The sequence below is a fragment of the Cysteiniphilum halobium genome (genome assembly GCF_003574425.1).
Taxonomy (GTDB): domain Bacteria; phylum Pseudomonadota; class Gammaproteobacteria; order Francisellales; family Francisellaceae; genus Caedibacter; species Caedibacter halobius.
Window position 1 is genome coordinate 1 of the sequence record NZ_QLIU01000042.1, and the last position, 16,332, is coordinate 16,332.

General features: G+C 38.9%; 16 protein-coding genes. 10 read left to right on the top strand and 6 right to left on the bottom strand.

From position 1 onward, the window contains the following. Nucleotides 1-182: 182 nt before the first annotated feature. The 4 genes from purF to DNK85_RS08040 all read left to right on the top strand — a co-directional run bounded on the left by purF (nucleotide 183) and on the right by DNK85_RS08040 (nucleotide 3,601). Nucleotides 183-1,694 (top strand): amidophosphoribosyltransferase, encoded by a 1,512-nt coding sequence (gene purF / locus DNK85_RS08025; protein WP_119329062.1) that lies wholly within the window; start codon nucleotides 183-185, stop codon nucleotides 1,692-1,694. 13 nt (nucleotides 1,695-1,707) lie between these two features. Next, on the top strand, nucleotides 1,708-2,313 hold the full coding sequence (gene miaE / locus DNK85_RS08030) for a MiaE family protein (protein WP_119329063.1): 606 nt from the start codon (nucleotides 1,708-1,710) through the stop codon (nucleotides 2,311-2,313). A 208-nt stretch (nucleotides 2,314-2,521) separates the two neighbouring features. Then, nucleotides 2,522-2,722 (top strand): hypothetical protein, encoded by a 201-nt coding sequence (locus DNK85_RS08035; protein WP_119329064.1) that lies wholly within the window; start codon nucleotides 2,522-2,524, stop codon nucleotides 2,720-2,722. Nucleotides 2,723-2,815: 93 nt separating this feature from the next. Next, the gene (locus DNK85_RS08040) at nucleotides 2,816-3,601 is read left to right on the top strand and encodes a helix-turn-helix transcriptional regulator (RefSeq protein ID WP_162896612.1); all 786 of its coding nucleotides are present in this window, start codon (nucleotides 2,816-2,818) and stop codon (nucleotides 3,599-3,601) included. Between the two features lie 159 nt (nucleotides 3,602-3,760). On the opposite strand, the gene DNK85_RS08045 is transcribed toward DNK85_RS08040, so the two are convergent. Genes DNK85_RS08045 through rfaD form a run of 3 tightly spaced genes read right to left on the bottom strand, consistent with a single transcriptional unit; the run spans nucleotide 3,761 to nucleotide 6,918 of the window. Then, a complete protein-coding gene (locus DNK85_RS08045; RefSeq protein WP_119329066.1) occupies nucleotides 3,761-4,645 on the bottom strand; it encodes a polyprenyl synthetase family protein in 885 nt (294 codons plus the stop codon). Continuing rightward, on the bottom strand, nucleotides 4,639-5,913 hold the full coding sequence (waaA, locus tag DNK85_RS08050; RefSeq protein WP_119329067.1) for a lipid IV(A) 3-deoxy-D-manno-octulosonic acid transferase: 1,275 nt from the start codon (nucleotides 5,911-5,913) through the stop codon (nucleotides 4,639-4,641). Before waaA ends, DNK85_RS08045 begins: the two co-directional genes overlap by 7 nt. Nucleotides 5,914-5,937: 24 nt before the next feature. Further along, on the bottom strand, nucleotides 5,938-6,918 hold the full coding sequence (rfaD, locus tag DNK85_RS08055) for an ADP-glyceromanno-heptose 6-epimerase (protein WP_119329068.1): 981 nt from the start codon (nucleotides 6,916-6,918) through the stop codon (nucleotides 5,938-5,940). 157 nt (nucleotides 6,919-7,075) lie between these two features. Here rfaD and ppk2 point away from each other — a divergent pair, with 157 nt between their 5' ends. From ppk2 to DNK85_RS08080, 6 genes are all read left to right on the top strand, one after another. Then, entirely contained in the window at nucleotides 7,076-7,894 is an 819-nt protein-coding gene (gene ppk2, locus DNK85_RS08060) for a polyphosphate kinase 2 (protein WP_119329106.1), read from the top strand. Between the two features lie 88 nt (nucleotides 7,895-7,982). Further along, entirely contained in the window at nucleotides 7,983-8,906 is a 924-nt protein-coding gene (gene epmA, locus DNK85_RS08065; RefSeq protein WP_119329069.1) for an EF-P lysine aminoacylase EpmA, read from the top strand. Nucleotides 8,907-8,997: 91 nt separating this feature from the next. Further along, a complete protein-coding gene (gene tal, locus DNK85_RS08070; protein ID WP_407919669.1) occupies nucleotides 8,998-9,957 on the top strand; it encodes a transaldolase in 960 nt (319 codons plus the stop codon). A gap of 7 nt (nucleotides 9,958-9,964) precedes the next feature. Beyond that, the gene (gene ispG, locus DNK85_RS08075) at nucleotides 9,965-11,167 is read left to right on the top strand and encodes a flavodoxin-dependent (E)-4-hydroxy-3-methylbut-2-enyl-diphosphate synthase (protein ID WP_119329071.1); all 1,203 of its coding nucleotides are present in this window, start codon (nucleotides 9,965-9,967) and stop codon (nucleotides 11,165-11,167) included. Nucleotides 11,168-11,190: 23 nt separating this feature from the next. Continuing rightward, nucleotides 11,191-11,331, top strand: coding sequence for a hypothetical protein (locus tag DNK85_RS11555; protein ID WP_162896613.1), 141 nt, complete (start codon nucleotides 11,191-11,193; stop codon nucleotides 11,329-11,331). A gap of 178 nt (nucleotides 11,332-11,509) precedes the next feature. Next, entirely contained in the window at nucleotides 11,510-13,546 is a 2,037-nt protein-coding gene (locus DNK85_RS08080; protein ID WP_119329072.1) for an NADPH-dependent 2,4-dienoyl-CoA reductase, read from the top strand. Nucleotides 13,547-13,610: 64 nt separating this feature from the next. On the opposite strand, the gene DNK85_RS08085 is transcribed toward DNK85_RS08080, so the two are convergent. From DNK85_RS08085 to DNK85_RS08095, 3 genes are read right to left on the bottom strand one after another with little or no spacing between them, the layout of a single operon-like run. Continuing rightward, nucleotides 13,611-14,864 carry a linear amide C-N hydrolase gene (locus DNK85_RS08085; RefSeq protein ID WP_119329073.1) on the bottom strand — a complete coding sequence of 418 codons (1,254 nt, stop codon included), beginning with the start codon at nucleotides 14,862-14,864 and terminating at the stop codon, nucleotides 13,611-13,613. 38 nt (nucleotides 14,865-14,902) lie between these two features. Continuing rightward, the gene (gene ubiA, locus DNK85_RS08090; RefSeq protein WP_119329074.1) at nucleotides 14,903-15,736 is read right to left on the bottom strand and encodes a 4-hydroxybenzoate octaprenyltransferase; all 834 of its coding nucleotides are present in this window, start codon (nucleotides 15,734-15,736) and stop codon (nucleotides 14,903-14,905) included. Between the two features lie 52 nt (nucleotides 15,737-15,788). Then, entirely contained in the window at nucleotides 15,789-16,313 is a 525-nt protein-coding gene (locus DNK85_RS08095; protein WP_119329075.1) for a chorismate--pyruvate lyase family protein, read from the bottom strand. Nucleotides 16,314-16,332 lie beyond the last annotated feature (19 nt).

Below are 16,332 nucleotides of genomic sequence, written 5' to 3' on the forward strand. Positions count from 1 at the left end.
AACTATTTGTCAGCTGTTTGAGGTGCTTTTTCATGGTGTGCAAATCAAGAAAAAATAACGCTTCAAGCAGCAGTTTGCAAATTTTTCTTCGTGTACAGAGATTTCGTCCAAAAAAATCTATAAAATGGTTTGCGATGAGTATAAAATACTTCGGTCTTAAAACAGCAAGAAGATTGAAAATTATGTGCGGTGTTGTTGGGATTATTGGGTATGAGCCTGCAAATCAAAAATTGTTTGATGCATTGACGATGTTACAGCATCGTGGGCAAGATGCCGCAGGCATTTTAACTTGTGATGGTTATCATATGTCACTACGCAAAGATAAAGGGCTTGTCGTTGAAGCTATTCGCGCACGACATATGGAACGTTTGCAAGGCAATCTAGGCATCGGTCATGTGCGTTACCCAACCGCAGGATCAGATAGTGTTTTTGAATCGCAACCTTTTTATGTCAATTCACCTTATGGTATTGCTTTAGCACATAATGGAAACTTAATTAACACTACTCAAATTCGTAAAGAATTGCTCGAGCATGATTTTCGTCATATTAATACCAGTTCAGACTCAGAGCTTTTACTCAATGTATTAGCGTCAGAGCTGCATAAGGCAGAAGTATCACTAACAAACTTCTCAACAGATATCTTTTTTAATGCATTAACTAAGCTCTATCAGCGTTGTATTGGTGGCTATGCCATTGTTGGTGTGATCGCAGGTGCTGGCTTATTTGCCTTTCGCGATCCACACGGCATTCGTCCTTTGGTCTTAGGTGTAAAGGAAGTCGATGGCAAAAAAGAATATATGGTCGCCTCTGAAACGGTTGCTTTAGATTGTGATGGTTATCAGATTATTGGTGATTTAAAAGCAGGAGAAGCTGTTTTTATTAGTCTTGATGGTGAATTAAAGCGTAAAGTATGCGCTGCAGATGCCAGTTTATCGCCATGCATTTTTGAGTATGTCTATTTGGCACGTCCTGACTCTGTAATTGATGGCGTATCGGTTTATAGTGCTCGTTTGGAAATGGGACGTATTGCCGGCAAAAATATATTAGCTGAATTGCCAGATCACGATATTGATGTGGTCATTCCTGTGCCTGATTCAGGACGTCATGCAGCATTACCATTATCGCGTGTTTTAGATGTGCCATATCGTGAAGGGTTTGTCAAAAATCGTTATGTTGGACGCACATTTATCATGCCGACTCAAGCAGCACGCCAAAAATCCATTCGCAAAAAACTCAATACGATTGAGCATGAGTTTAAGGACAAGCATGTGTTGTTAGTTGATGACTCGATTGTGCGTGGAAATACTTCAAAGCTGATTGTTGAGATGGCAAGAAAAGCTGGTGCGCGCAAGGTATCAATCGTGTCAACGGCACCTGTGGTTAAATATCCTAATGTTTATGGTATTGACATGCCAACACACGATGAACTGATTGGACATAATCGCAGCGTTGAGGAAATTCGTCAATGGATTGGTTTGGATCATTTGTTTTATCTAACAACTGAGGATTTGATCGCAGCGGTACGTAATCAGGCGCCCCACCTGCAAAGTTTTGACACTTCAGTGTTTGATGGCAAATATGTTACCGGTGGTGTTGATGAGAACTACTTTAAGGCGTTGTTAAGTCACCGCAAACAGCAAGTAAATAGTACCACAGCAAAGTTAGGTGCTGTTGATATGCATAATCAAGAATAGAAAAATGTTTTGAATGAAGTATTTTGATCAGACAACAATTGATACGTTTTTAGCATGCAAAACACCGCAAGCTTGGATAGATAAAGCGCTTAAGTCTATCGATATTCTATTGCTAGATCATGCGCACTGTGAGAAAAAGGCAGCATCAGCAGCTATTAGCTTTATGTATCGCAAATCAACTGAGCATCCTGATCTTTTGCTTAGAATGTCCAAAATTGCACGCGAAGAGCTAGTGCACTTTGAGCAGGTATTAGGTATTTTAAAAAAGCGCAATATTGACTATCGTTTGCTGTCAGAGTCTCGCTATGTCAAAGAGTTAAAAAAGCATGTACGCACCTCGGAAGAAGGGCGTCTTGTGGATACGCTAATTATTGGTGCATTTATCGAGGCAAGATCCTGCGAACGCTTTGGTGCAATTGCACCTTTTCTGGATGACGAGTTGCAAAAATTTTATTTAGGATTATTAGCGTCAGAGCAGAGGCACTTTACAATTTATTTAAAATTTGCGCAACATTTTACCACAGATGATTTGGCAGTGCATATTAACCGTTTTGCCGCAGTAGAAAAGGACTTGATAGAATCACATGATACAGAGTTTCGTTTCCATAGCGGAGTTTAATCCCTACGGTCACAAGTTGGCACTAAATTAATTTAAGTTTTATTCGTATTTCAGCTAAAGTTTCTTTTTTGAATATTGAATTTTGGAAAGTTCCTATCTATCATTGGCAAGATTAAGAGAGAAAACAATAAAGTAAGTTTGTATTCAAACTTATTGGGGATCTTGTTGTTAAAATACGACATTGATATTTTGTGCGGAGGAGACAATCATGCAAATAAATGATAAAACCAAGCGATGGTTGTTTGATATGTATAATAAGCAAAGCATTGTGACCGTCAAATCACATAATATTCGTTATGTCGGGGTGCTTAAGCATATTTCTGCTGAACATGTGATGATCGATATACCCTTTGGTGTGAAGAAAATAAGTTTTACCGAGGTTGATAAAATTATTGAACATAAACGTTAACCTAGCATAGACATTCAATGCCAGAAACTCTGTAAAATGGGTTATGCGCGGTATATACTTACGTGTATTACTACTGAAAATGAATTTCAGTTTATGAAAAAATATTCCATTGCTTCATTACTACAGCTCCAAGAGAAAGATATTCAAACAATGCTTGCTGATAGTGTGAGTAATATAACGATTATCACACAAATTTTAGATATTATCCGTGAAGATACGATCACGACCTTAACTTGGGTACGACGCTTTGCAGCAAATCAATATGCTATGGTTACAAGCTTTAGTAAAGAGATTATTAAACCATATCTGCAGCTTGGATTATGGCGTTATGATCCTTCAATTATTCCTAAGCAGACTAACGTCTTTAAAGTATTTACATACGATGAGTTAACCAATGATCCGTTTAAGCATAAGTTGATTACTCAAAATGAAGATAATATCGTATTATATATTGTAAAATGCTATCACAACTATACGGATCATTTTTCTTTTGATATTAAAACAGACTATTTTAATCAGCTAACATTTGAGGGTAAAACCACACTTTATCAACGTTTGACCGATTGTATTGATCTATTGATGAGTATGGTGAGATTTCATACTTTAATTGAGATTAAGGATTTTGATGATGAAACTGTTAAGCCTGAGACTGTACATTTACCCAAGGATTTGCAGCAACGTTTAAAACTGACGGATTTAAATGTTGAGTATTTACGCTTTATAGCCACGGGTGCCACGGCTAAAGAAATTGCGATGCACGCAGGGCGTTCATATCGTTCAGTACAGGGCAGTATTGCAAACCTTTGTGAGAAGCTTAATTGTGAGAATAAAAATCAACTGATTAGTTTAGCGCGTATTATTACCAGTTATATAGAATAGTATACCGCTCATAAACCATTTTACAGAGTTTCTGGCATTGAATTTCTCGCACGTTTAGATGATTGAGTTTCAATTATCTCCTCACGCGCAGCTTAAGCTGCGCGAGCAATCCCGCAAGGGGCGAGGTAATAGGCGTTAGGTGATGTATTTAAGAGACAATTAATGTGTGCGCCTAATAATATATTCAGCAAGTTGGGCTAGTGATGTTGTGTTATGCCCTTTAATCTGTTGCAGATGCGCCATGGATTGAGTAAATAACTCATCCAATAGTTGTTGCGTCTTTTCAATACCTAGCAAAGAAGGGTAGGTTGATTTGTTGAGTTTAATATCACTCATATTGTTTTTACCTAAAGTCTTAGTATCAGAAGTGACTTCAAGTAAATCATCTTTTACTTGAAATGCTAAGCCAATACTTTGGCTAAAGGCAGTAAGATGTTCCTCAGTCACCTTATCTGTATAATGTGGTGAAGCAAGAAACGGTAACACAACAGCAGCGGTTAATAATTTACCTGTTTTTAAGCGATGTATTGTTTCAATGTTATCGATATCTTGAGCTTGACCTTCCGCATCAATATCAAGCTGTTGTCCATCAACCATACCTAAGCATCCTGCGTGTGTTGAGAGTGTAAAAAGTGCTTTTTGCATTTGTGTAATATCGATAGCTTGCAGCTCACTAATAGATTGAAATGCTAGCGTCTGTAACGCATCTCCAGCTAGAATTGCCGTGGCTTCATCAAATTGAATATGGCACGTTGGCTTGCCACGGCGCAAATCATCGTTATCCATTGCTGGTAAATCATCGTGAATCAGTGAATAGGCATGGATTGCTTCTAATGCAAAAGCAATATGTTTGATATTGTGTAGATTACAGTGAAAGCACTTACCACTTAAGAAACTTAGTATGGCACGAATACGTTTGCCACCACTGAGGAAACTATATGCCATGGCTTGTTGTAGGCGTGAGCTTTGAATTGATTGTGAAAAAAAGTACTCCTTGGCAAAGTCTTCAAAGTCATCTTTTATTTGTATAAATTTGCTTAGCATAAAAATCCTTTAATGATCGAGAATTGTTTATCCAATGCGCCTTTATTTTGTTGAAAAACAGTTAGTGCAGCATTGCCTTGAGCTTGGGCTATTTCTGGGTTGCTAAAGAGTAGATGTAATTGCTTGGCGAGTGAAGTGCTATCATTGACGAAACTTAAAGCCTGTTGCGTCTGTAATTTTTCAGCAACTAAAGCGAAGTTAAAAACCGATGGGCCGGATATAATAGGTTTAGCAAGGGCTGCGGGCTCAAGCATATTATGTCCGCCATTGTCAACAAAACTGCCGCCAACAAAGGCAATATCACTCATGGCATATAATAACATCATCTCGCCCATGGTGTCCCCAAGGTAGACATCACTGTTACTGTCATACTGATCTAGACTTCTACGACTATAGATAAAGTTGTTTGCTTTAATTAATTCAGCCACTTGGTCAAAGCGCTCAGGATGTCTAGGCACTAAAATCAACAGTGCATCAGGCAGCATTTGTAATAGCTTGCGATGTGCATCAAGAATAATCTCATCTTCACCTTGATGGGTGCTTGCTGCAATCCAGATGTATTTTTTTGCAAAGCGCTGGCGTAAATTCTGGGCACTTTTAAGAAGATCATGTGCAATCGGAAAGTCATATTTGATGTTGCCATCAACACTTATTTTATTCTCAGACATACCCAGCTGGATAAAACGTCTGGCATCACCTTCGGATTGTGCGCTGATATGACTGATTTGTTTGAGCATATGACGCATGATAAAGCCAATTTTGGCGTAACCCATAGCTGATTTTTGCGATAAACGTGCATTGATTAAAACCACTGGAATCTTATATTTACTGCATTGAGCTAGCAAATTTGGCCAAATTTCTGTTTCCATTATAAGGCATAGTTTAGGGTGAGTACGCTTGATAAAACGCTTTAAAAAATGAGAGATATCATATGGGATATAACTATGTTTGATATTGTCAAAGTCTCGATAAAGTTTTTGTACTTGAGCACTCCCGGTTGGCGTCATGGTAGTGATAACAAAAATTTCATGCGGATAGCTTACAGCAAGTTTCTTAATTAAAGGTGCAATGGCAATGCTTTCTCCCATAGAGACGGAGTGAACCCAAATACTTTCGCTTACTTTAAAGGGTGTGAAACCAAAGCGTTCACGAACTCTTTGGCGATAGCCTTTGTTTTTACAGCTGCGAATTAATTTGTTAATGCTGATAAAAGGCAAGCTTAAGCAAAATAATACACTGTAAATAAAACGAATAAGCGTATATATCATATCTTATGGGTTTTTATTCTTTAATCATTTATGTTTTTCTAGCCATTGTAAGTAGTCACTGACACCGGTTTTAACATCCCTAAAGCCGACATCACAACCTGCGTCACGTAACTTGTCTAAATTGGCTTCGGTATAGCTTTGATAATGTCCTTTCAGATGTTCAGGAAACGCTATGTATTGGATCTCACCTTCTTTATAAAAATCAAGTACAGCATGAGCAATGTTGTTGAAGGGTTCCGCAGTGCCGGTGCCGCAGTTGAAAATGCCAGAGACTTGTGGATGGTCTAAAAACCACAAATTAACCTTAGCAGCATCTTCGACATAAATAAAGTCACGCATCTGTTGGCCGGCAGCAAAGCCATCATAGGCATCAAACAGCTTAACTTTTTTGTGTGCTTTAAATTGATTGTAATGATGAAAGGCAACACTTGCCATTGAGCCTTTATGCGCCTCATGCGGGCCATAAACATTGAAGTATTTTAAGCCAACGATTTGGCTTTGGGTGTGAGGTAGGAATTTGCGAACATATTGATCAAATAAAAATTTAGAATATCCATAAACATTCACCGGTTTCTCATATTGACGCTCTTCAATAAAGGTCGTGTTATTGCCGTAAGTTGCAGCACTTGAAGCGTAGATAAAAGGAATCTTGTGGCGCATCGCGAAATGCAGTAGAATCTTGCTGTATTCATAATTATTATTCATTACATATTGTCCATCCCACTCAGTCGTCGCCGAGCAAGCACCTTGATGGATAATGGCTTTGATGTCAGTGGGATTAAGTTTTAAGCCAGCATTTGGTGTGCGATAGGATAGATCAGATTCGATAGTCTGTAAAAAAGGCGTCTGATCACAATAATCTGTGATGTCATAATCAACTAAATTGACAAATTTATGCCCGTCTTTTAGGTTATCAACAACGAGAATATCCTCATGTCCACGTAAGTTAAGCTGCTTAATAATATTTGCGCCAATAAATCCAGCACCACCTGTAACAATAATCATTGATTTGCTCCATGTGTTAAAACGAGGCAATTCTAACAAAAAAAATGCAAGTTGGCTGTAATTTCCGTAATGAAGTTTATAGATGCCAGATGGTGGCTTGTAGTTATTCTCTTTAGCGCTACAATGAGGATATGTACAGCTAAAAAAAGCCATGGATATGACCGACGCGACACTTGATTTATTAAATCGTCGTAAATTGTTTACCGAGAATATTTATCCTTACCAGGAAAAAATGCCAAGAAAGGTTTACGAACAGCAGAAAACACAATTACAAATTGAGCTTTTAAAAATGCAGCAGTGGGTCAGGTCAACAGGGCAAAAAGTACTTATTATCTTTGAAGGACGCGATGCCGCTGGTAAAGGAGGTACTATTAAGCGAATGATGGAACATCTTAATCCGCGTGGTGCGCGTGTTGTTGCATTAGAGAAGCCATCAGAGCGTGAACAGGGGCAGTGGTATTTTCAGCGCTATATTCGACATTTGCCAACTTCTGGAGAGATTGTGCTTTTTGATAGATCATGGTACAACCGTGCTGGTGTTGAAAAAGTGATGGGTTTTTGTACTCCCGAGCAGTATCAGTTATTTTTGACACAAGCGCCAGAGCTTGAAAAAATGTTAGTACAAAGTGGTATTAAGCTGCTTAAATTTTGGTTTTCAGTCAGCCAAAAAGAACAAAAAAGACGTTTTCAATCACGCACGGTGCACCCATTGAAGCAATGGAAATTAAGTTCTATTGATAAAGCGAGTCTTGATAAATGGGATGATTATACCGAAGCGAAAGAAAGTATGTTCTTGCACACCGATACTGAATTAGCCCCTTGGACAGTGATTAAATCAGATGATAAGAAGCGCGCGCGCATTAATGCGATGCGATACGTGTTGTCGCGCCTAGACTATAAAAACAAAGATGCTAATATTGCAATTAAACCCGATCCTTTGATTGTTGGTCTAGCCAGTGAGATATATCCGGAATAACTTCAGTCTTGACTATCAATAGCAGAAATATTGTAAAATGGTTTGTGATGGGTATAGAATAGCCGTACTTTAACGTGTGATCTAGATTATGTTACCATCAAATAGTGCGCTTATTCGGCGTACTGAGTACATTACAAAAATTCGCAAATTTTTTGCCCAAAGAGGTGTGTTAGAAGTTGATACTCCTTTGTCCTACTCTTATCCTGTGAGTGACCCATATATCGATGCTTTTGCTATTGAAACACAATCAGGAACACGCTTTTTGCAAACCTCGCCTGAATATGCAATGAAGAGATTATTGGCACAAGGCTCAGGCAGTATTTATCAGATCTGTAAGGCATTTCGTGATGATCCAAAAGCGCAATACCACAACCACGAATTTACCATGCTTGAATGGTATCGTGTGGGATTGGATGATGAAGCATTGCGTGAGGAAATCGCGCAAATGTTACTTGTACTTAATCCTCAATCATCCATTGAGTACTTTAGCTATAAAGCATTATTTCATCAGTTTATAGGCATCAATCCACATGCGGCAGACTTAATTACTTTGCAAAAGTTGGTTTATCAGCATGTGGGTGATATTCAAGGTTTAGCAAATCCAAATGTCATCGAGTGCTTAGATTTATTATTTACCCATGTGATTGAACCTAAACTTAAAGCACACCAGTTTGTGTTTGTTTATGATTACCCAGAAGTTCAGGCAGCTTTAGCGCGTGTCATGCCAGATAGCAGTGGGCAGGTGGTTGCTAAACGTTTTGAGCTTTTTTATCAAGGGGTTGAATTAGCCAATGGCTATTATGAACTGATCAGTGCAACTGAACAAGCAAAGCGGTTTCAAGATGATATACACCTGCGTCAAGCACTTGGCAAAACTTTAGTGCCGATTGATCAAGACTTATTAGCTTGTCTTGATCAAATACCTGAATGCTCAGGTGTTGCTTTGGGGTTAGATCGCCTTATCATGTGTCTTGAAGAGTATGCTGATATACACGAAGTACTATATTGCTAGATTATTGGGCGTAAAGCTTGAGCGTTAAGCCAATCGGCTATATGCTATGACGCAGTGATTGGATAAAAATAAAAGTCGGAAAAATGGAAAAATTAAGATGAATAAATTAGAACAATTAAAAGAAATGACCAAAGTGGTTGCCGATACCGGTGATTTCGCGCAGATCGAAGCGTATCAACCTGTTGATGCCACAACGAACCCAAGTTTATTATTAAATGCTGCTAAAATGCCAGCGTATGATTATGTAATCGAACAAGCATTGGCAAAAAGTGCACATTTAAGTGGAAAATCACGTGTTGACGAGGCGATGCTTGATATGGCAGTTAGTTTCGGTGTCGAAATTTTAAAGGTCATTCCAGGTCGCGTTTCTACTGAAGTTGATGCGCGTTTATCGTTTGAGACACAAGCTACCATCGATTATGCGCGTCGTTTGATTCATAAATATCAAGAAACTGGTGTCGATAAATCACGTATTTTGATTAAGATTGCCTCAACGTGGGAAGGGATTAAGGCCGCTGAAGTGCTTGAAAAAGAGGGTATTAATTGTAACTTAACCTTGATGTTTAGTATCGCGCAGGCGATCGCCTGTGCTCAGGCTAAAGTCTTCTTGATCTCACCATTTGTGGGGCGTATCACTGACTGGTATATGAAAGAGCAAGGTGCCACAAGTTTCCCCGATGTCAGTGAAGATAATGGTGTTTTATCAGTCAAAGAAATCTATCAACATTATAAGCGTTATGGTTATCAAACGATTGTAATGGGAGCAAGTTTTCGGCATGTTGGACAAGTCGAAGCTTTGGCAGGCTGTGATGCATTGACGATTGCGCCAAACTTATTACAGCAGTTGCAACAGGACGATAATACATTAAATAGGCAATTAGCTAAGAGCGAAAAAACCAATCAACCAGATCGTAAATTAATGGAAGGTGATTTTAGATGGGCAATGAATGAAAGCCCAATGGCGACGGAAAAATTAGCCGAAGGTATTCGCAAATTTGCAATTGACACAGTAAAGCTTGAGAAATTAATCGAACACAAATTAGGGTTATAACCATACTATGCACAAGTCTATTGCGGTAAAAGTAGGGAATATTACGATAGGTGGAGGGGCTCCGGTTGCCGTGCAATCGATGACTGATACAGCTACTGCTGATATTGAAAAAACGGTTTCACAAGTTTTAGCACTTCATCGAGCCGGTAGCGAGCTTGTGCGGATTACGGTTAATGATGAAGAGGCTGCTAAAGCCGTCCCTGAGATTAAAAAGCGTTTATTACAAAGGGATTGTGATGTACCCTTGGTTGGAGATTTTCATTATAATGGTCATAGGTTATTAGCGGATTTCCCAGAGTGTGCTAAGGCACTGGATAAATATCGTATTAATCCAGGTAATGTTGGCTTTGGGCGCAAAAAAGATACGCAATTTGCTGAGATTATACAAAAGGCGATTGAATATGATAAACCGGTGCGCATAGGTGTCAATTGGGGTAGCTTAGATCAAGCCTTATTGGCAAAATTAATGGATGAGAATAGTCAACTCACCGTACCGTTATCCGCGCGTGAGATTATGCACAAAGCACTGATTGAGTCAGCTTTATCAAGTGCTGAGTATGCTGAGAGCCTGGGGCTTAAAGCCAATAAGATTATCGTGTCATGTAAGGTCAGTGATGTTCAAGATTTGATTGAAGTCTATCAAAAGCTCGCGCGTGAATGTCCATATCCTTTACACTTAGGTTTGACCGAAGCAGGAATGGGAATTAAAGGCATTGTTGCTAGCAGTGTAAGCCTTGGCTATCTATTACAACAAGGTATTGGAGATACGATTCGTGTGTCATTAACGCCTGAACCCGGTGCGCCACGCACCAATGAAGTGAAAGTTTGTCGTGAGATCTTGCAAACCATGGGCTTACGAGCCTTCACTCCAACGGTTTCCTCGTGCCCAGGCTGTGGACGGACAACCAGTAGCTTTTTTCGTGAGCTTGCCAATGATATTCAAAATTATCTCAGTGAGCAAATGCTTCAGTGGAAGCAGCAATATATTGGTGTTGAGAATATGAAAGTTGCAGTAATGGGTTGTGTTGTCAATGGTCCTGGTGAGAGTAAGCATGCCAATATCGGTATTAGTTTGCCAGGTACGGGTGAGGCGCCTATTGCCCCTGTGTTTATTGATGGACAGAAAAAACATACATTAAGAGGTGAGCATATTGCCAAAGAGTTTATGGGTATTGTTGATCAGTATGTTAAAGCAAAGTATCAGCAATAATTGAAACCTGAACAGGAAATGTTATGTTAGAAAAGCATCATCGACATACCGTTCGACTTAAAGGATATGATTATGCGCAAAAGCAAACATGTGGTGAAATAATTTGGCAGCGCAATTATTATGAGCATGTTATGCGCGATGAGAATGATTACAACCGAGTTTAATGAGTATATCGAGAACAATCCTCAAAAGTGGGCATTAGATTCATTAAATCCCAATGTGCTGTAGGGGCGTATTGTATACGTCAAATAAAATACGAGCAGGCGTTGAACTTAAATATCTATCGTAGGGGCGTATTGCATACGCCCATTAGAGAAAAGTTAAAGAGGAGTTTAGATTATTATGACGGATCAAAAAAATCCTTACCCACTATTATCAGAGCCTTTGGATTTGGGCTTTACGACGTTAAAAAATCGCGTGGTAATGGGGTCGATGCACACCGGCCTTGAGGAGCAAAAAGGTGGGTTTGAGCGTTTGGCTTATTTCTATCAAAAGCGCGCTGAAGGAGGTGTCGGTTTAATTGTCACGGGAGGAGTGGCACCTAATATCTCAGGATGGCTTTATCCCTTTGCAGTTAAGCTTACGAATCAAAAAGAAGTTAAAAAACATCGTCTGCTAACTGATGCTGTGCATAAGGCAGATGGTAAGATTTTGATGCAGATTTTACATGCTGGACGTTATGGTTATCACCCTTTGTGCGTTAGTGCCTCGAAGCTTAAAGCACCGATGAATAAGTTTAAACCTCGTGCATTAAGTAATTTCGGTATTAAACGCACGATTAAACATTTCGCACGTGCCGCTAAACTTGCAAAAGAGGCAGGTTATGATGGCGTTGAGATTATGGGATCTGAGGGGTATTTGATTAATCAGTTTTTGGTTGAGCATACTAATAAGCGTCAAGATCAATGGGGTGGCAGCTTTGATAATCGAATGCGTCTACCGCTTGAAATCATTAAAGCAACACGACAAAAAGTCGGTGATGATTTTATTATTATGTTTCGTTTATCTATGCTTGATCTGATTGATAAGGGAAGCAGTTTTGATGAAGTGATCACTTTAGCCAAAGCTTTAGAAAAATCAGGTGTTACGGTTATTAATTCAGGCATTGGTTGGCACGAGGCACGTATTCCAACGATTAGCACGCAAGTGCCACGTGCTGCTTTTGTACCAATTACTGAGGAAATTCGCAAGCATATTAGTATTCCTATTGTTTGTGTTAACCGTATTAACACGCCAGAAGTGGCTGAAGGTATTTTGCAAAAGCAAAAGGCCGATCTTATATCGATGGCGCGCCCATTATTAGCAGATCCTGACTTTGTCAAAAAAGCACAAAATAATCAATCTCAAGCAATTAATACCTGTATAGCATGCAATCAAGCTTGTCTGGATCATGTCTTTGTTGGAAAGCAAGCTTCTTGTTTGGTTAACCCTTATGCTTGTAATGAGAGCGTGATGCAATCAATGCCTGCAACGGATAAAAAACACATTGCTGTCATTGGTGCGGGACCTGCAGGATGTACTGCGGCAATTGAGCTTGCCAAACGTGGGCATCAAGTTGATTTATATGAGACGTCTGATAAGGTCGGAGGTCAATTTAAATTAAGCGCTAAAACACCGGGCAAAGAAGAGTTCTCCGAAGCATTGCGTTATTTTGAGTATCAGTTAAACACTCATCAGGTGAATGTGAAGCTTAATACCAAGATCAATGCAGAAGATTTAAAATCGCTAAACTATGATGAGATTGTGATTGCTTCAGGTGTTGTACCAAGGATTCCTATAATTGATGGGATTGATCATCCGATGGTGATTAATTATATGCAGCTGTTAAATGGTGAGGTAGCAGCTGGTAAGAAGGTAGCAGTTATTGGTGCCGGTGGCATTGGTTTTGATGTATCTGTTTTTTTGGTGTTTGCCGGCAAAAAAATCGGTGAAAGTATGCAAGATTATTATCACGAATGGGGTGTTGATGTGACTTTGGCACATCGTGGTGGTTTAATTAAGCCATATGCATCAGCGCCCGCATGTCAAGTTTACTTATTACAGCGTAAGGATGAAAAACTCGGTAAACGTCTTGGTAAAACAACAGGCTGGATTCATCGGACGACCTTGAAGCATCAAAAGGTAAAAATGCTAAGTGGTGTTAGTTATGACAAGATAGATGATACGGGTTTACATATCACACTTAAAGGAGAGAAGAAGCTACTGGATGTTGATCAAGTAGTGATTTGTGCCGGACAAGAATCTGATAGATCGTTATACAATGACTTAATAGAGCGTGGCGTTAAAAATGTACATATTATCGGGGGTGCCCACGTAGCTGCAGAGGTTGATGCTAAGCGCGCGATTAAAGAGGCGACTGAGTTGGCACTCGTGCTTTAGGGGTGAAGGAAAATAAAGTAAAAGGTTTGCAACGCAAACATTTAGTTTATTTTATAACGACTCCTTAGTTAAATCCTAAGTTTTTGGCATCATTAAGCCCCGGAATGTCATTAATCGATAGAACTCCAGATATGTGGTCTTCTGGTGTAACTTTAATACCTGAGTTGAGTTGATCTGGTGTGTGTGCGTTAAAATCCATTTTTGTTAAATCATATTCAACAAAGCCATGGTTTAAGGTATTTTGTTTAATGCTATCGCGATCGTAATACAATAAGTCACGATAATAAATACGTGCATTATCTAAATCTTTAATTGACTGCCATAAGGTTGCGGTTGCCTCATAGTAAGGTACGGTCACACTTGAGAGAATTGTTTTTGCTTGATATAGCGCTTGATTGATGTTTGCAGGTGTTGGTGATTCACGTGTTAGAATGCTCGCACGTACAAAACGTGATACGGAAGTATAATCTCCAGGCATACCAAGGAGTCCCGCGTCTTCAGGTTGTGCATATTTGATGACCGTTTTGTAGTCAGGGATAAAATGAGCAAATGGTAGACTTGCTTTAGCATCTTTGTCATTTAAGCTACGATAGTATTGTAAATTTGTAAGTTGCCACTCATAATCAGGTGCATTGGTAAGTACATCTTTGGCATGATCATAAATAATAGTTTTACCATCGATAAACTCAATGACTACACTGTGCCCGGTTTTATCACGAATGACGATGTGCAGTGGTATATCTTTGATATATAAGCCGCTTGTGGCATACATCGCTGATTCAACGAGTTGATATTTCATAATGAGTTTTAAGGCGTCAGCGGTTGATTTGGCCATGCCTAATATAAAATTAGATAGATCATAAATACCAAGTGCTGGTCGTGGATCATGAGAATTATATTTAGGATAAATACTACCTGGCAAATAAAGCGCTGCTATACTTACCCCTTTCGTATTTAAACCATCGGTTAATGTGTTACCAATAAAACCTAATCGCCCAAAAAAGCCATATTTATTTTGCCAGTGAGCAAGCTTATCTTCTGGGACTTTATCACGATTGGCAATGAGATTCGTTGTATTATTAACGTTAATAAATCCCGTGTAAAAACTAAAGGCACGAGAAGTGATATGTGTCAGGTTAATATCTGTTTGAAATATTTTCTGATACCAGCTATAGGTTTCAAAGCTTTGAGTGTAAAGCTTTAAGGGGAAATCAAGCGTGCGCGCAGTGACATGGAAGGGAGATTTGTTGATAAAAATATCTGTGCAGGTAAAACCAAAGTTAATATATCCTATGAAAAGAATGCTTAAATAGCGCATGTAAAATCCTTTTTGTGTGTTAATTGTATAAAGTATAGCTATTGCATCAAAATTGCCAATAGAATAACAAGACCGATCCAATGGTTATCTGAAAATGCTTTAATGCATTGGGCAATACCACCCTTTTGCCAAGTTTTATGCTGGTAAAAAAACAAAATAGCAACGATAACTAAGGACAGAAAAAAGGCAGTATTATAATGTTGCATCATGCCAAAAATGGCTAAACAAGTAATGGTTAAGATCTGAAAAATTATCATGATAATAAGATTATGCTTACCAAAGGTAATGGCAGAGGAGTGTAAATTTAGTGATAAATCATAGTCTTTATCAGCTAGCGCATACATTGTATCATAAGAGATCGTCCAAAAAATGCTAGCAAGATACAATACCCAAGCTGAGCAAGGTATTGTGTTAAGAATGGATGCATAAGCCATAATAATACCAAAATTAAAAGCAAAACCTAAAACCAGTTGAGGTAATGCAAAAAAACGCTTAAAAAGCGGATAACTAAGTGCCAGTATGGCAGCAACAAGTGATAGAAAAATAGTTAGTAGATTAAGCTGCAACACGAGGATAAAAGCGATAAGAAGTAATAGCACGCCAACGAAAACAGCTTGTTTAACAGTGATTTCTCCGGTTGCTATCGGACGCGTGGCCGTGCGTTTAACCTGGCCGTCAAAGTTGCGATCGGCAATGTCGTTAAAAATGCATCCAGCAGTGCGCATAATAATTACACCAAGCACAAAGATAATAAAAACTTTCAAGTTGGGTAGGGCGGGAGTCGCTGCAAAAAGTCCCCATAAGGTGGGGTAAAGAATGATTAAAATAGGAATTGGGCGATGTAGACGCATCAAATAAAAATAAGCTTTCATATCAGTCTTTTATTTATATCAAGAAGATAAGTATATCTGTTTTAGGTTAAGTTTACACAGGTGGCATACGTACAAAAAATTCTTCAATCAACAGCTGATGTTCTACATCAAGTGTAAAAATAGAGGCGCGCATCCATAGTGGAGTGCTAGAAAAGCTGTCATTTACATTGAGTTTATGCCTTAAGAGGTCAAACGGACATTGCTTAACATAGAATTCACTGCGTTTGATGTGGGTATTTTTAAATAAAAAATGCTCGCCAATCGAGTTATTGCCTAAGGAGTCAAAACAATCTTGATAACGCTTATAGGTATTTTGTGGAATTATCGTGCGACCAAACACATAGATGTTATCTTGATGATAGTGCTTAATCAGACGAATGCGACTTGTGCGCTCACTCAAGTTTAAAAGCTCAGCTTCATCATCATCCATTAAGGCATGGTATTCTTCAATGCAGTGTAAACTGATGTTGGGAATGAGTTGTGCTAAGGTAACACCCAAGCGCTTAACATCGAATAACCAATACTTAAGCTCAGTTGGTAGCATGATAGTTTCTTTAGTATTCCAATGACTTGTCATATAGCAAAAATAAGCTGCC

What these genes read in the sequence shown, in the direction of transcription:
- purF (WP_119329062.1), top strand. Translation starts at nt 183, where the DNA reads ATGTGCGGTGTTGTTGGGATTATTGGGTATGAGCCTGCAAATCAAAAA.
- miaE (WP_119329063.1), top strand. Translation starts at nt 1,708, where the DNA reads ATGAAGTATTTTGATCAGACAACAATTGATACGTTTTTAGCATGCAAA.
- DNK85_RS08035 (WP_119329064.1), top strand. Translation starts at nt 2,522, where the DNA reads ATGCAAATAAATGATAAAACCAAGCGATGGTTGTTTGATATGTATAAT.
- DNK85_RS08040 (WP_162896612.1), top strand. Translation starts at nt 2,816, where the DNA reads ATGAAAAAATATTCCATTGCTTCATTACTACAGCTCCAAGAGAAAGAT.
- DNK85_RS08045 (WP_119329066.1), bottom strand. Translation starts at nt 4,645, where the DNA reads ATGCTAAGCAAATTTATACAAATAAAAGATGACTTTGAAGACTTTGCC.
- waaA (WP_119329067.1), bottom strand. Translation starts at nt 5,913, where the DNA reads ATGATATATACGCTTATTCGTTTTATTTACAGTGTATTATTTTGCTTA.
- rfaD (WP_119329068.1), bottom strand. Translation starts at nt 6,918, where the DNA reads ATGATTATTGTTACAGGTGGTGCTGGATTTATTGGCGCAAATATTATT.
- ppk2 (WP_119329106.1), top strand. Translation starts at nt 7,076, where the DNA reads ATGACCGACGCGACACTTGATTTATTAAATCGTCGTAAATTGTTTACC.
- epmA (WP_119329069.1), top strand. Translation starts at nt 7,983, where the DNA reads ATGTTACCATCAAATAGTGCGCTTATTCGGCGTACTGAGTACATTACA.
- ispG (WP_119329071.1), top strand. Translation starts at nt 9,965, where the DNA reads ATGCACAAGTCTATTGCGGTAAAAGTAGGGAATATTACGATAGGTGGA.
- DNK85_RS11555 (WP_162896613.1), top strand. Translation starts at nt 11,191, where the DNA reads ATGTTAGAAAAGCATCATCGACATACCGTTCGACTTAAAGGATATGAT.
- DNK85_RS08080 (WP_119329072.1), top strand. Translation starts at nt 11,510, where the DNA reads ATGACGGATCAAAAAAATCCTTACCCACTATTATCAGAGCCTTTGGAT.
- DNK85_RS08085 (WP_119329073.1), bottom strand. Translation starts at nt 14,864, where the DNA reads ATGCGCTATTTAAGCATTCTTTTCATAGGATATATTAACTTTGGTTTT.
- ubiA (WP_119329074.1), bottom strand. Translation starts at nt 15,736, where the DNA reads ATGAAAGCTTATTTTTATTTGATGCGTCTACATCGCCCAATTCCTATT.
- DNK85_RS08095 (WP_119329075.1), bottom strand. Translation starts at nt 16,313, where the DNA reads ATGACAAGTCATTGGAATACTAAAGAAACTATCATGCTACCAACTGAG.